General features: G+C 32.9%; 13 protein-coding genes and 1 pseudogene. 1 reads left to right on the forward strand and 13 read right to left on the reverse strand.

Annotated elements, in window-relative coordinates:
- Nucleotides 1-122 precede the first annotated feature (122 nt).
- The 5 genes and pseudogenes from M1F14_RS05545 to M1F14_RS05565 form a co-directional block, all read right to left on the reverse strand.
- On the reverse strand, nt 123-1,289 hold the full coding sequence (locus M1F14_RS05545; RefSeq protein WP_071547795.1) for a nucleotide sugar dehydrogenase: 1,167 nt from the start codon (nt 1,287-1,289) through the stop codon (nt 123-125).
- A gap of 51 nt (nt 1,290-1,340) precedes the next feature.
- Entirely contained in the window at nt 1,341-2,342 is a 1,002-nt protein-coding gene (locus M1F14_RS05550; RefSeq protein ID WP_071547794.1) for an NAD-dependent epimerase, read from the reverse strand.
- A gap of 33 nt (nt 2,343-2,375) precedes the next feature.
- Nucleotides 2,376-3,181 (reverse strand): annotated as a pseudogene (locus M1F14_RS05555) (IS5 family transposase).
- A gap of 69 nt (nt 3,182-3,250) precedes the next feature.
- Nucleotides 3,251-4,069, reverse strand: a complete 819-nt coding sequence (locus M1F14_RS05560) for a glycosyltransferase (RefSeq protein WP_181468813.1) — start codon at nt 4,067-4,069, stop codon at nt 3,251-3,253.
- Nucleotides 4,070-4,294: 225 nt separating this feature from the next.
- Complete coding sequence (locus M1F14_RS05565; protein WP_181468812.1) at nt 4,295-5,344, reverse strand: glycosyltransferase family 4 protein; 1,050 nt, start codon at nt 5,342-5,344, stop codon at nt 4,295-4,297.
- 49 nt (nt 5,345-5,393) lie between these two features.
- On the opposite strand from M1F14_RS05565, the gene M1F14_RS05570 reads away from it, so the two are divergent.
- Nucleotides 5,394-5,579, forward strand: coding sequence for a hypothetical protein (locus M1F14_RS05570; protein ID WP_181468811.1), 186 nt, complete (start codon nt 5,394-5,396; stop codon nt 5,577-5,579).
- A 122-nt stretch (nt 5,580-5,701) separates the two neighbouring features.
- On the opposite strand, the gene M1F14_RS05575 is transcribed toward M1F14_RS05570, so the two are convergent.
- The 8 genes from M1F14_RS05575 to M1F14_RS05610 all read right to left on the reverse strand — a co-directional run bounded on the left by M1F14_RS05575 (nt 5,702) and on the right by M1F14_RS05610 (nt 14,870).
- Entirely contained in the window at nt 5,702-6,076 is a 375-nt protein-coding gene (locus M1F14_RS05575) for a hypothetical protein (protein ID WP_181468810.1), read from the reverse strand.
- Between the two features lie 13 nt (nt 6,077-6,089).
- Entirely contained in the window at nt 6,090-7,193 is a 1,104-nt protein-coding gene (locus tag M1F14_RS05580) for a hypothetical protein (RefSeq protein ID WP_181468809.1), read from the reverse strand.
- 9 nt (nt 7,194-7,202) lie between these two features.
- Nucleotides 7,203-8,198, reverse strand: coding sequence for a glycosyltransferase family 2 protein (locus tag M1F14_RS05585; RefSeq protein ID WP_181468808.1), 996 nt, complete (start codon nt 8,196-8,198; stop codon nt 7,203-7,205).
- 174 nt (nt 8,199-8,372) lie between these two features.
- Complete coding sequence (locus M1F14_RS05590; RefSeq protein ID WP_181468807.1) at nt 8,373-9,398, reverse strand: glycosyltransferase family 2 protein; 1,026 nt, start codon at nt 9,396-9,398, stop codon at nt 8,373-8,375.
- A 2-nt stretch (nt 9,399-9,400) separates the two neighbouring features.
- The gene (locus M1F14_RS05595) at nt 9,401-10,513 is read right to left on the reverse strand and encodes a polysaccharide pyruvyl transferase family protein (RefSeq protein ID WP_181468806.1); all 1,113 of its coding nucleotides are present in this window, start codon (nt 10,511-10,513) and stop codon (nt 9,401-9,403) included.
- A 3-nt stretch (nt 10,514-10,516) separates the two neighbouring features.
- Nucleotides 10,517-12,265, reverse strand: a complete 1,749-nt coding sequence (locus M1F14_RS05600) for a thiamine pyrophosphate-binding protein (RefSeq protein WP_181468805.1) — start codon at nt 12,263-12,265, stop codon at nt 10,517-10,519.
- Nucleotides 12,262-13,344 carry an NAD-dependent epimerase/dehydratase family protein gene (locus M1F14_RS05605; RefSeq protein WP_104873141.1) on the reverse strand — a complete coding sequence of 361 codons (1,083 nt, stop codon included), beginning with the start codon at nt 13,342-13,344 and terminating at the stop codon, nt 12,262-12,264. Before M1F14_RS05605 ends, M1F14_RS05600 begins: the two co-directional genes overlap by 4 nt.
- Complete coding sequence (locus M1F14_RS05610) at nt 13,341-14,870, reverse strand: lipopolysaccharide biosynthesis protein (RefSeq protein WP_181468804.1); 1,530 nt, start codon at nt 14,868-14,870, stop codon at nt 13,341-13,343. Before M1F14_RS05610 ends, M1F14_RS05605 begins: the two co-directional genes overlap by 4 nt.
- Between the last annotated feature and the right edge of the window lie 49 nt (nt 14,871-14,919).

The following is a 14,919-nucleotide window of genomic DNA, read 5'->3' on the forward strand; positions in this document are numbered from 1 at the left end:
TAAGGTATAAGTGATGGGTTGTTATCATCATCCCACTTATACGTGTTTAATATAATTTTTTAAATAGTTTATAGCGAAGGTAAATTTTTGGCAAAAGCAGAACGATAAATTTAGCCTATCGGTTAATCATTGCCAAACAGATCACGTGTATACACTTTCTCTGCGACATCTTCGAGTTCAGGCACCATCCGGTTGGCTAAAATAATATCGCTATCGGCTTTGAATGCTTCAAGATCATGATACACTTTGGAGCGGAAAAATTCGTCCTCTTTAAGCACTGGCTCATACACAATCACTTCAATGCCTTTGGCTTTGATGCGTTTCATCACACCTTGTACCGCCGAGGCGCGGAAGTTGTCCGAACCCGCTTTCATCACTAAACGATATACCCCGACTTTACGTGGCGCTTTGGCAATAATCGCATCTGAGATAAAGTCTTTACGGGTACGGTTAGATTCCACAATCGCATTAATGAGGTTATTCGGTACATCGTCATAGTTAGCCAGTAGCTGCTTGGTGTCTTTCGGCAAGCAATAACCGCCGTAACCAAATGAAGGGTTGTTATAATGGCTGCCAATACGTGGGTCTAAAGACACCCCTTCGATGATTTGACGTGCGTTCAAGCCACGACTCTCTGCATAGGTATCTAATTCATTGAAATAGGCCACACGCATCGCTAAGTAAGTATTGGCGAATAATTTAATCGCTTCCGCTTCAGTGCCATCGGTAAACAGCACAGGGACATCTTTTTTGATAGCGCCTTCGAGCAGCAAATCCGCAAAGATTTCCGCTCGCTCAGAGCGTTCACCCACCACAATGCGTGATGGGTACAAGTTATCCCACAGCGCGCGGCCTTCACGTAAAAATTCAGGGGAGAAAATCACATTGGTGTAGCCAAACTCTTCACGCAGGCGCTCAGTAAAGCCAACAGGGATGGTGGATTTAACAATAATGGTGGCTGTAGGGTTGATTTTCTGCACATCATGAATGACCGATTCAACTGACTTGGTATTGAAATAGTTGCTTTTCGGGTCATAGTCAGTCGGTGTGGCTACAATCACATACTGTGCGCCCGTATAGGCTTCAACAATATCTTGGGTTGCACGGAAATTGAGTGTTTTTTCACGTAAAAACTGTTCAATTTCGGTATCGATAATCGGCGATTGCTTATTGTTCAGCATCGCCACTTTTTCAGGCACGATGTCGACGGCCACCACTTCATGGTTTTGTGACAGTAACATGGCGTTAGACAGACCCACATAGCCTGTACCGGCAATTGCTATTTTCAAAACTGACCTCTCAAATCCATCTTAGGACATTACAGGGAAATTGATGATATTTTACAGGCGGTAGTAGGATTGATACCAATCGACAAATGCCTGTACGCCCTGCTCAATAGAAACTTGTGGGCGATAACCGGTGACCTTAAATAGGTCTTCAGTGTCCGCCCAAGTGGTATACACATCCCCAGCCTGCATCGGTAAAAAGTTTTTAATCGCTTTTTTCCCTAATGATTTTTCAAGTGCAGCAATAAAGTCCGTCAATTTGACGGGCTGCCCATTCCCAATATTATATAAACGGTATGGCGCACTGCTTTGTGCAGGTGAAAGCGAACAGTTTTCTGGGTCTGCCTGTGGGATTATATCGGAAATACGGATGATCCCTTCCACGATATCATCAATAAAAGTGAAATCACGGCTGAGATTGCCGTTATTATAAACATCGATTGGCTCACCGGCTAAAATAGCTTTGGTAAATTTGAATAGTGCCATATCTGGACGGCCCCACGGGCCATACACCGTGAAGAAGCGCAAACCGGTCGTCGGGAGCTGATACAAATGTGAATAGGAATGCGCCATCAATTCATTGGCTTTCTTCGTTGCCGCATACAATGAAACGGGATGGTCAGTAGGCATATCCGTACTAAATGGCGTTTGGTCAGTGATCCCATAGACTGAGCTGGAAGACGCATAAACTAAGTGCTTGATTTTCGCTTGTCGGCAGCCTTCTAAGATAGCAAGATGGCCATTAAGATTACTGTCTGCATAAGCAAACGGGTTTTGCAGTGAGTAACGAACACCAGCCTGAGCAGCAAGGTGGATCACTCTATCAAACCCTTCTTGAGTACACAGGTCTACCACTTTTTCACGCTCAGTAATATCGAGAGGAATAAAGCGAAAATGCGGGTATTGCGCAAGGAGATGTAAACGAGATTGTTTAAGCCCCTGATCATAATAGTTATTTACATTATCGATTCCAACTACGATATGCCCTTGATTTAATAACTCTTTTGCTACAGCATAGCCAATGAAACCAGCAGTGCCAGTTATTAAAAATTTCATTTATATATCCTTTTATTTAGAAACTTTAAGAACCTATCTCAATAGGGTTTTGTTACAGGCAATGATACCACAGGCAAAATGCAGCATCGCCTCATAATTCTCGACTTTCTTCTCCCAACGAGTCAGGACACGACGGTAGCGATTCATCCAACTGTGTGTTCTCTCTACAACCCAGCGGTGGGCCTTAAAATCCGTGTTTTTGATGGCTTCTGATTCATCCTTCCGTGACTGGATATGAGGTTCATAGCGACGACTTCTCAGATACGATCCCAACCATTCCGCTTCATACCCTTTGTCCATGCACAACCGGAGCCTCTTGCCCGGTCTGCCCGTCTGGAGGGCATCGAGCGTATCCGCAACCAGCTTTATGTCGTGCGTATTTGCTCCAGCGACAACCAGTGCAAGCGGAAGCCCGTTCCCGTCAGTCATCAGACTGCGCTTTACGCCCCGTTTCCCTCGGTCTGTTGGGTTCTTGCCTGTTTTTTTGAGCCTGCCAGCGGTGATTTGGTCATACAACCATCCATCGACAGCCACGACCAGTCAATAGCGTCCAACTGTTCGCAAGCAAGCAACCCGTTTTGCCAGAAGCGTTCAAATACGCCAGCATCCCGCCACTCCTGAAATCGGCGATGAGCAGAGCTTGACGAGCATATACCGGTGGCATTTAGCGCATTCCACTGGCAACCCGTCCTGAGTACGAAGAAAATGGCGTTCATTGCAGCGCGATTATCAACCCGCTTGCGGTGCGTACCCAGCGGGTGTTGAGTTCTATGCTCCGGGATGAGAGGAGCCATTTTCTCCCAGAGTTCATCACTGATTTGCCACTTGTTGCCCACCATGCTTTGCCGTCATAAATTATCATTATGTATTATCTGACAATTCCTTTTGGGATAGATTCTAAGTAATAATTATCTTAAATACTTATATGCAAATTTTTTTAAAAATGGTGGGCTTAATCGTAAGGATACAATTAAAAGCAGAAAGATGAAATTTAATGGACTAAAAAGACCTAGTTTTTTCATTGCATATAAACGAGCGTTAAAGTCATTTTTGGCTTTTTTAAAACCTCTTCGATTATAAAAATTTTTATCAACTCTAAATCGTAATAATGGCTCATCTAAGTTTCCGAAAATGTACTTTTTCTCTAATAAGTCAACCCATAAATAATAATCTTGGGTATTCATTAATGCTGGATTATAATGAATATGATTAATATTAATATTTGATAAGTTAAACATAACCGTGGGGTGATTAAAAGGACAACGCTTAATTATATAGCGACTTAAAATAGCATGACTACATGGAATTTTTTTCAACTGAGTATAACCATCCTCGTGAAATTCGATAACTTGAGTTCCACAAATAGCTACATCAGGATGGTTATGAAAATACTCAATTTGCTTTTGAAAACGCTCTGGTTCACATATATCATCTGCATCCATTCTTGCTATGAATGAATATATATTTGACGTTGATAAACGGCTTATAGCCCTATTTAATTGCCAAGCAAGACCTTTATTTTCATTAATAAATTCAATATATATATTTTGATAATTATTTTGATAATTATTGAGCTTATTGGATAGCTGAATAGGAACCTGGCCATCCACTTGTAGGTAAATATCAAAACTTTTAAATGTTTGGTTTAGAACGCTATTTATCGCGGCATCCAAAAAAATTGGATCGTCATTCTTATAAACTGACATTATAACAGCTATTTTTATCATATTATTTAACTTAACGATATTTTAATAAATACATAAATACTATTAACAAAATTATTGCAGCATGCTAGGTATTAATAGATAGATTTTTTCCCATTTTAAAATCGAAGCTTATGGGAACGAATTTTTCTAAGCAGTTACCTGGAAAATTTTAGGATTAGGGTCGCATTATGCTATAGTTGTTTTAATTTCGTTGAAAGTAGTTACCTCAATAGTATTGAATATAAATTAACTAATTATTTTTCTTATAGATAAATTAGCAATTGACTGCCAATTATAACTTTCATTTGCTAATTTTTTTGCATTAGTTGACATTTCTATTAATTCGTTATCAGGCATATTTTTTATTTTGTTTAAAGTATAATAAATGTCATTTATATTGTTTATAACAAAGCCACAATTATGTTTTTTTACAATTTTCGCCATGTTAGTCCCTTCAGTTAGTAAGCAAATGTTTCCATACGCTAGTGCTTCTAATACTGCTACTGGTAGGCCTTCGTAACGAGAGGTCATAATAAATATATTATTACTTTCTAAAACTTCTTCTTTTTCAAGTCCAAATATAGGTGGCCTAATTATAATATTTTTATTGGGTTTTAGATTTATTAATTCAATAGTTTGTTTTTTATTAGCACCGTAGATATTAAATAAAATATTACTTTGTGTTTTTTTATAAAAAATATTAAGACTGTTTATTAATAGATCCAATCCTTTATGGTAAATATCACACCTACCTAAATAGAAAGGTTTTATTTTTTTAAAGTTTTTTTGCTTTATGGGAGTATTCACACCCACTCCATTAGGTAAAATATATGTTTTTATTTTATTAGAAATAAAAATAGAATCATTCTTTTCTTCTTCATTTAAGTATTGTATGAAGTTAACATGTTGAAATGATATTTTTTTAAATATAGAAAGGTAAATTGACTTCTTTATTTTTTTATGAAGTATAGTTCTTTTCATTAAAGAACAATGAGGAACAAGTATTATTTTGAACCCCATCAGTTTCAGTGATGTAATTAAAATAGGTGATTTTATTTTAAAAATACCATGCACATAGATAAAATCTGGAGAGTAAGACTTTATCTGAAAGAGTAATTTAAAAAAAGAAATTGTTTTAAATTCAGCTTTTTGCTTTAACTTATCATCAGAGGAAAAAGCAAGGTGGAGACTTTCTATATGTGGTATTTTATTCTGATATTTAGATAAATTAGATACAACATTAGTAATACCATCACCGGCATTATATGTTTTATGGTATAAGTGTAATAGTTTCATTTAATAAAAGTAATAGTCATTTTTAATATAAAAGGATATGTTCGTTATAATGTATACGATTAGCAGTAGAGCAGTATATAAATTCAATTTTGATATTCTAAATAATTCATATATCAATATGGGAGAAATAGCTAAGAAGACAAGTAAAGCTCGTCCAGATAAGACTGCAATTGAAGGTGTAGATAAACAAAAAACAAGAATGATAATAGATAATTTGACTATAGGTATTCTATAACTAACATTTACTTTTATTCCATAAAGTAATAATGCCAAAAAGACGAATGTAAATAGAATTGAAGACCATGATTTATTTCCAAGATAGGAGTCTGAGCCAATATAATATTTAAATCGGGTAAATTAAATTATACTTTCTATATTTAATACTACTAAATTTATTAGCATAATCGATGATATTAATAATAAGAATCCTTTTGCTTTATTAATAATTAAATAGTGATAGTTTAATTTCCTTGAGAAAATAAAAAGTAGTGCAAGAATAGCTATGCCATAATGAAATAGAGTCGAAGTATAATAAGGAGATGTCGTAAATTTATCCTCTCTGACTTTAGAACTGAAAGTTATAGGTTTTTCAGAGACACCAATAGACGGTGAAATTACATATATATTTTCATCACCTAGCATTTTTTGTAAGAAAGCTGCTGATGTTGGATTTGCAAAATATTCGTTATTATAGTGAAAATACTTCTCACCTAAAAAAGCAATTATCTTCATAAAATATAAGCCATTAATTATTAATTAGTTCTCTATAAGGAACATGGAATTTAGAGTCATCGTTCTGAATATAAAAAGATTGATAGTATAACAAAATAATAATAGTAGTGAATATAGGACTAGAAATTGAGGCAACAGAAAGGCCAATAAGAAAAAAAGGAAGTACCACATATATAAGAATACGTTTGTAATTAATTATGAGAATGAACTGAATCAGATAATATAATATAAACCCAATTAATCCTAACTGCAATAGCAATTGCAATATAACAATATGCGGGTCATATCCATTTAACTTAACACTAAAAAGGCCTGTTCCAAATAATGTTGTAAAAATATCACGAGATATCAACATTTCAAATCCACGTTTAATAAAATTGATTTTAGTAGAACCACTACCATCCATTTCTATCATGTGAATAATGAATGATGATGATAATATCATGCAAAATATTCCGATAGGTAATAAATATATTTTAATCTTTTTAGATAAACGGAAATAGATAAATAAGATAGTTGTAATAGATATAGCTGCTAATGATAAAGAAGATAATACGAGCATATACAGTACTATCATATAAATTAGAGTATATTTATAGTAAACTTTACGCAAAAATAAGCAATAAAAAAAAATCAAGGATGCATAAATACCAGAAAAGTTTGAATCCATATCAATTAATCCGAATTTATAAGCATATCTTCCTATATCGTTTTTTTCTATTGTATTAATAAAGAAACGATAATAACAATCCAAAAGCAAAATAAAAATACTAGTAATAATCGTACAGTGTGATAATTTTTCTAGTAGCCTTTTTGGTGGAGGAGAGAATATCAATATTGATATAAAAAGATAAACCCACCAGTAAGTGCCAGAAAATGCATTTAATTGAGGGTTAAGTAGTATATTATTAGAAAATAAATAAAAAATAAAAATAAAAATAAAAAATAATAATGTTATTTTTTTTTGGTTAAGGCTTAAATTAAAAGGAAAATAAAAAATAATTGCTATGGTCAAACCAACCAATGATAATATAGAGCCAATATTATCATATCCAAAAATATTTAAATAGAACAATGGAGGTATGCATAAAAAATAATAACTTAAATTCTTTGACATATTATATCTTTATTTATTAAGATGATGTTTTATTGAAATGAAAAAGCAATTTATATCTCTAATAAACTTAACCGTGTTTTTTGTACCTCTAATATTCAATAGGATCTTGATTAGAATGAATTTTACACTATGTAAGTTAAGTTGATATGGTATTTTACTTTTCTTCATCACACATATATACTCGCTTATGGCTTCATTATAAAACACATCATTAACATCGTATTTTCTAGATATTAACGTAGAATAATAATAAGCTTTAAGATAGCTAGTGTTCATATTTATTTTTTTTTGTTCGAAAAAATTATCTAATATAGAAAATACATATATGATATCATATATCTTGCGTATTGTTCCTGAATTCATTATGCTTTCGGAGTTTTGAATGTAATTATAATATGCCTTATCGATAATTCCAATTTTCTTAGAATAAAAAGATAACCTTGGTGTAGTTACTAAATCTTCTCCTAAAGATATATGTTCTGGGTGTAATATATCATTATCTTTATATAAAGATGTTCGTATTAGCCTATTAACACAATTAGAGATAACTTTGTTCTTACTCCAAAAATCCAAGTATTCTAAGTTTGTTATTATTTCTTTTGTCGGTAAATTTTCAATAGATTTTTTTTCTTTTTCAATACCATTCCATAACATATTTAAATTAGTAATAACCATATCAAGGTCATTTTTTTTTGCGTAACAATAAGTATCTAGGCAATAATCAGTATCAATCCAATCATCACTGTCAACATGAAGAATATAATCTCCCTTAGCTTCTTCTATCCCACTATTTCTAGCGGATGATAATCCACCATTCTCTTTATTTATTATAACTATTCTATCATCAGAGTATTGGTTAATGATAGATAAGCTATCATCAGTAGAACCATCGTTTACAATAATTACTTCAATATCTTTTAGTGTTTGAGCAAGGATACTATCAATGCACTTTTTTAAGTATTTACTAGTGTTATATACTGGGACAATGACGCTTACTAATGGCATATTTATTCCTGATAGATAAGTTACTATTGAAAATATTGAATAAATGAAAAACCCATTACATTTTTAATAAGTTTTTTTTATTTTTTTTGTTAGAGCTATAAATGCTAAATTCTAGATATTTAAAGGTTTATTTTTCATTTTATTAGCACTTATTAAATCTTGATTGAGCTATGATTAATTTTTTTTAAAATTGCTCATTAATGAATTATAAATTAAGATTAGTTTTGTTCTTTTTATTTCAAGGTAGACTAGGTAAATTTTTAGTAGTATCTTGCCTAAAAAATTCATTTTAAGGTTATTTAACTTGAATAATATTTTGAATGTTTTAGATGTTTCTTTACTTTTAATTAAATAATTTGTTTCCGGATATAAATTCATTGATACTTTAATTCCATTATTTTTTGAGTTAATAAGATGTAACACTCTGATATTAAATTTAAAGTGATCAAGACTTTTTTTTATTTTATTCAAGTAGTTTTCATTTTTTAAAAAGTTCTCGGCTATTTCTACAACTTTGATAATATCACTTAATGCTTTTTCTGAGTATTTATAGGTAAGCGAATTCTGATTTGATTTATTGTAATAATAAAGTGATTTAGATATATGGGTTGTTTTCTGTGAGTAAAACAATGCTTTCAATGTAAATAAAAAATCCTCACCCATATTAAAGTTTTTTATAAAATTAATATTGTTTTTAGTAAGGATTGACCTTCTAATTAGTTTGTCCCAATTTGAGTTACTCAATTTATTCGTCAATAAAAACTCTATATTTTCTTGTCTAGATGATGAGCAGCTTTGGTAAACTCGATGTTTTTTCTTATTGTAAACTTCGGTATAATCACATATAACAATATCAGATTCATTTTTAATGGCTGTTTCATACATAAGCTGAAGCCAATTATGTTCTACCCAGTCATCACTATCAATGTGAATTATATAATCTCCTTTAGCTAAGGATATACCTTCAGCCCTTGTTGCTGCTACCCCTTTATTCTCACGAGAAATTAAAGTAATTATATTTTTATTTTTTAAGTTTTGTTCTAATATATTATTAATTATAGCTAGTGATTTATCTGTAGAGCCATCATCTATAATAATAATTTCAAAATCGCTTAAGGTTTGATTGAGCAGACTTAATAAAGACTTTTCTATATATCTCTCTGCATTATAAACAGGCATAATTACCGATACATTAGGCATAATTAATTCTCGTTTAGAGCTTCATTCAGAAACATTAGTGATTCTAGTTTCTTTTCTTTTAGTATTTTATTAACTTCGTAGTAATTAATAGGGCGATCTGCAATTTTGATATCATCAAGAGATGAAATTAAACGATCTTCTAAATTGAATAGCTTAAGCAAAGATGTGAATCTAGTTAGTCCTCTATCTTTATTCCCAATAGCAATAAATGGTTTATTAAATATAATTGAAAAAACAACACCATGAAATGAATCGGTTACAACAAATTCTGATTCCATAAATCCACGTAACCATTGTGTAACAGGTTGATATATACCTAAAGTATTATTCCCCATAAAATTATATGATGTTAGATTATGACGCTTTTCAATTTCACTAATAATTTTATTTTTTTCTTCTTGTGGATCTAAAACATAAACCATTAAATTCCCATCAATTGGCTGTGTTTTATCACTATTTATTAAATTGATATAATCATCTTTTTTTAGGAGAAAAGTAGGGTCTAACACATGGGTAGCGTTAACGTCAAAGTATTTATCACATAAATCAACAGCTGAATCTTCTCTGACACCAATAGCATCAAATAATTTAGCGAGATAAGCATAACTATCTAATTCTTCTTGAGTATACTCATCACAATGATCAACACCAAAAGATGCAGCATAAGCAATACGTTTTATTTCTTTATCATCACGCAAAAAATCAAGGAAAAAAACAGGCATGCCTGGAGAATAGCTAGGACGCCAGACTTGATCACTACCTACAATGAAAGCATCAAAATTATATGCATCAAGAAATGAGAATTCACATAAATTAGTTATTAGTTGAGTTCTACGAATATTTTCAGATATAAAACGATTAGTATGCTGGTTTATCTTATGTCTTTCCGTATCTTTTAAAGGAAATACTGATTTTATATCATGTCTTAATATATATTTTTTTATGCTATTCTTAGCAATTCCTTTTATGCCACCAAATTTGGGTTTATATGTTTTTGAAAAATCAACGGTAAGAACATCGTGCCCTTGCCTAGCTAAGAAAAATTGCAATGCATAGGCTTGCAATAAACCACCATAATTATTATGCAATGGTTGAGTTAAAATTCCAATTTTCATGTTTTACCTTTTTATTATCTTTTTAACTGTATCAATACCTTTAGGACCAAGTACTTTTTTTAATGTCTGCTTTGCTTTACTTTTTGCACTGACTTCTAATCTATGCATTATTTGAAGTGCTTTACTTTCATGATCACTATCAGTAAATACCTCAAATAACATTGGTTTATCTGTAATTGCAGGTTCAAGAAACCGTTGATAAACGTCTTCAAACTCTTTTTTATTGCATGCAGAAAAATATTCGAAACCTAAGTTTTCGGCATAGTCTTTAATAAGAGTTCTTGATTTATTTCCATAATGTCCAGCGGCAGCTACGAATTCATCACCATCTGTACCAAAATGAGCAGCGTGATGGTTATACATTCGAAATTCTGTTCCTTTCCCATTGTTGACAAGAAGGATACGTAAGTTATTTGCTGTATGGCGGTTGCCTATGGCATTGAGATCATAGAAAAAGGCAAGATCACCTATCACACCATAATAGAGTTTATTCGGATTTGCTAAGGATGCACCAAGTAGTGTAGAGACTCCACCGTCAATTCCAAATCCCCCGACATTTGAGAAAGAAGTTACAGTATTGGGAAGGTCATAGAAGTTCCAAGTTCTTAAGCTATTCAAAATCCCAAAGTGGATAGTTGAACCTGATGGTATTTTCGATGCTAGCTTGGAGGCTAACCAGATGTTGGAAAAAGGTATTTCTGGTATTTTATTTTGTACTGTTTTTAAAAAATCAGTGCATTGTTGAAAATATTCATTAGTAGATGGTTGGTCTGTCTGTTCTACAAAATGTTGAAAAAATGATGTTTCTGACATCTCGAACACATAGCGCAGCCTACGGAATGTATCGCGTAATTCCCCATCAGGGCTGATACGCCATACTTCATTTCCAGCCATTCCAGCTAAAGGGTAATCTCCAGTTATTTCACCTATATGCAGTGTTATATCTGATTTTAGTTCTGATTTTGAATGAATTTCTTGTGCCGCTGCAAGTGAAAGTAATACACGGTTTTTACCTCTATAACCACTAGTATGATCACAAAAAACAGCAGTATTATACTTACTACAAAAACCTTCTAACGCTTCTATAGCATCGTCACTCCAACTGTGGTGTGAGCCAATAATAACTGATATGCGCTTATTTGTATCAAGAATTGGTAGCTTATCAGCTAAGGTTAAGCGATTTATTACTCTACAGCTGATATTTTCTTTTTCTGTAAAGGGAAGGCTATATGTAGTTGGTAGATTAATATGTACCGGTCCTCCTCCTCGTCGGGTTAACTCCAAAATAGCTTGATTGACTTTGACCTCACAATCCCAAAAATCTTCTTCATCCTTAACTACAGGTAAAGTAACACTGAAATTTGCTACATCATTTGAAATAACACTGCGGTCAATCACTTGGGCAACATGATGCCCAATACGACTAATTGGTTGAGTTGAAGTAATCGCTAATACAGGTAGTTTACGATAATAAGCTTCTGTCATACCCGGTGCATAATTTCTTGAAGCTGTAGCTCCAGTACAACTGATAACGACTGGCTCACCAGTTTCAGCTGCCAAACCACAGGCCATATAAGCAGCGGAGCGTTCGTCAACGGCTGAATAAATTTTGAAAAAAGGATCTTTTTGAATACTACCAATGAGAGCATTATTTGTAGTGCCTGGAGAAGCAATTACATAGCGAATGCTATGGGCTTTGAGTAGTGAGATAACAATCAATGCATTTTTTTCTGATGTTGAGTAGAATTTCATCGCGTTAGTAACCTTCCTACCTTTGGTAGGCTTTTGAATAAACAATATTTAATTTTTGTTTTGAACCCAGATATTTCACTTAAGCATGTGCTCTCTTTTAATGCTTTATCTTTAAGAGCTTCTTCTTGCCAATTTATTGACTTGAAGGCATAGGGCTTACTACTGAGAAAGTTTTGAATACATGCCTCTAAACCTATTTGTGGTGAAATAAAGGTTGAGGTATCTATAAATTGACTAATCTTTTCATTGTTGAATACTCGGTTAAATAGCCTATCGTAAATAACCTGATATTTTCCTTTGCGCCAAGTCAAGAAATTATCTAAATCTTGTTCGACTAGATTTACTTTGAATCCATTCTTTGCTAACGCATGTAGATAAATTTCTGAGATTTGTCTCCAGCTAATACTTTGATCGGTTGTTATATGGAAAGCCTCACCTAGTGCAAGTTCGTTACCTATTAATGCACAAATACCTCTAGCAACATCTTTTCCTGCTGTAAGTGTAGTTACTTTAGCTTGAATATCTTTTGCTGTAACTATGCTACGCCCATGTAATGCACGATATAGCCAATCTTCCTTTTCAAGCACACCTAACTGTAATCGTTCGTCGTCGTATGTAATATAAGGACGAATGATTGTCCAATTTTTACTATTGCTATCAAATAAAAGATTTTCTTGTCTTGCTTTTGTTAAAGCATATTCATCAGTTTTTAAATAATCACTATCTTTTATTGTGTCGAGTAATCGTAGTGAATTTTCTGTTATTGGTTGAATAGAATCTGCATAAACACGAGCGGAACTGATAAAAATATATTGTTTTGTTGATTTTAAAAATTGAGTATAACGTTGTTGAAAAACAGGTGTAGAGTACACCATAAAATCGACGATTACGTCCCAATTCTGGCTTAACAAACTATTTAGAAATTCTTGATTATGGGCATTTCCTTGAATATAGTTAATATTATTATTTATGCCTGATCTACTGCGCGAAGTAACATAAACTTGGTTATTTTGCTTTTCCAAGAAGCGTACAAGGTGAATACCCATAGCACCCGTACCACCTAAAACTAAAATTTTCATTTTATCTCTCTAAATTTTAAAAACTTATTAGATAACACATCAATTATTTTTTTACGCCAGTGGCGATCTAATCCTAAATAGTACATAGCAAGAGTTGAAGTCGCGACAGAAAACACAATAACGACCAAGGAAGTATATAAGTTGTTTGGAAGGCTATTTGATAATAGGATACTAAGAGCGGCTGAAATGGTTAGAATGACTAGAACAGGGCCAACTACCTTTTTATAATAGGGTAAAATTGGCATAGCAATAAGATATTTAACCAGTACTAGGCGTACTTGAAACATAAAAACGTTAGCAGCTATTGCTACGAAAAAAACCCATTCAGCTGAATACCCTAGACTCAAAACCCACCACGAAACGAAAAAAATTGCAATTTGGATACTGCCTAAAGTTATTTCATACAAAGCCATTTTACCAGGGGCTCTTGCTGCTGTTGTTAGGGGCATGCTTATGGCTAATATCAATGATTCAACAATTGCTAGTTGAGTAAATAGAATGGCTTCTTGTGGTGGAGTTTTTAGCCAAAGAGTTAAAATTGTTTTCATCTCAAGCAGCATTGGCAGTGCAAATACCCACATTAGGAAAAAAGTGAGTTTAGAGCCATTAAAAATTAAGTTCATCATGTCATTTTTTTGATTTGAAGCATAAGACTTAATGATAGGGGGATATAACCCTGTATTTAGATTATTTGAAAATACAGCTACTTGACTAGCTATGTTCAATGCAATAGCTCTAGCGGCTACAACGCTAGGGTTAAACATCTGGTTGACTAAAATGGTTACAGCTTGATTTCGAAATACAGTACTAATTTGCCCTAGTAAAGTCCAAGTTGTAAAACCTAGAATCTCTTTAAATATGGTGGTGCTCCAATAAAATTTTCTTAGTTGGCACTCAGTATATTTTCTTATGCAAATGTAAATATAAGACAATGCTACTAAAGCCGATATCACAAAAAGAGATATGCCGTAGTATGCAAGTAAGTCATAGTTAACGTAATTTAAAGATATTGCGATTATTAATTTTAAAACCACATCAATCACAGAAATAAGTGCGTAAATATACATATCTTCGTGAGCAATTAAAATTGCTATAAAAGGTGCACTGAAAATGGAAAAAACAAAAGAGAGAGAAGTGAAATGATAGAGTTCTAAGGCAGCACTAAAGCGTGTATCAGGTATTTTTAAAAACTCTTTAATGTACCAAAGACCTATAGTTTGTAACAGTGTATAAGCAAGTAAGGCAATACCTGCATACATAATTAAATTTACACTGAAAGTTTTCTTTAGTTTTGATAGGTCTTTCTGCCCCATAGCAAAAGAAAAAAAACGCTGAGTGGCACTTGCCATGCTTCCCGGTAAGAATGTTAACAAAGTAACGAAGCCTGTAACAACGCTATAAATGCCATAATTTTCTATACCTAAAGCATTCAAAATCACCCGCATTGAATACAAAGTAATTAGAATAATGATGATTTGGCGTATATAAAGAGAGATTGTATTTTTAAGGATTTTTTTATTGGACATCAACAGTCAAAACTCAATATTGGTAATAAGTAAATTTAACATTCCACCG

The sequence above is a fragment of the Providencia sp. PROV003 genome (genome assembly GCF_045040775.1).
In the GTDB taxonomy this organism is placed as follows: domain Bacteria; phylum Pseudomonadota; class Gammaproteobacteria; order Enterobacterales; family Enterobacteriaceae; genus Providencia; species Providencia huashanensis.

Excerpts from the sequence above, each read along its gene's own strand:
- M1F14_RS05550 (WP_071547794.1), bottom strand. The coding sequence starts at position 2,342 with ATGAAATTTTTAATAACTGGCACTGCTGGTTTCATTGGCTATGCTGTA.
- M1F14_RS05560 (WP_181468813.1), bottom strand. The coding sequence starts at position 4,069 with ATGATAAAAATAGCTGTTATAATGTCAGTTTATAAGAATGACGATCCA.
- M1F14_RS05565 (WP_181468812.1), bottom strand. The coding sequence starts at position 5,344 with ATGAAACTATTACACTTATACCATAAAACATATAATGCCGGTGATGGT.
- M1F14_RS05570 (WP_181468811.1), top strand. The coding sequence starts at position 5,394 with ATGTATACGATTAGCAGTAGAGCAGTATATAAATTCAATTTTGATATT.
- M1F14_RS05575 (WP_181468810.1), bottom strand. The coding sequence starts at position 6,076 with ATGAAGATAATTGCTTTTTTAGGTGAGAAGTATTTTCACTATAATAAC.
- M1F14_RS05580 (WP_181468809.1), bottom strand. The coding sequence starts at position 7,193 with ATGTCAAAGAATTTAAGTTATTATTTTTTATGCATACCTCCATTGTTC.
- M1F14_RS05585 (WP_181468808.1), bottom strand. The coding sequence starts at position 8,198 with ATGCCATTAGTAAGCGTCATTGTCCCAGTATATAACACTAGTAAATAC.
- M1F14_RS05590 (WP_181468807.1), bottom strand. The coding sequence starts at position 9,398 with ATGCCTAATGTATCGGTAATTATGCCTGTTTATAATGCAGAGAGATAT.
- M1F14_RS05595 (WP_181468806.1), bottom strand. The coding sequence starts at position 10,513 with ATGAAAATTGGAATTTTAACTCAACCATTGCATAATAATTATGGTGGT.
- M1F14_RS05600 (WP_181468805.1), bottom strand. The coding sequence starts at position 12,265 with ATGAAATTCTACTCAACATCAGAAAAAAATGCATTGATTGTTATCTCA.
- M1F14_RS05605 (WP_104873141.1), bottom strand. The coding sequence starts at position 13,344 with ATGAAAATTTTAGTTTTAGGTGGTACGGGTGCTATGGGTATTCACCTT.
- M1F14_RS05610 (WP_181468804.1), bottom strand. The coding sequence starts at position 14,870 with ATGTCCAATAAAAAAATCCTTAAAAATACAATCTCTCTTTATATACGC.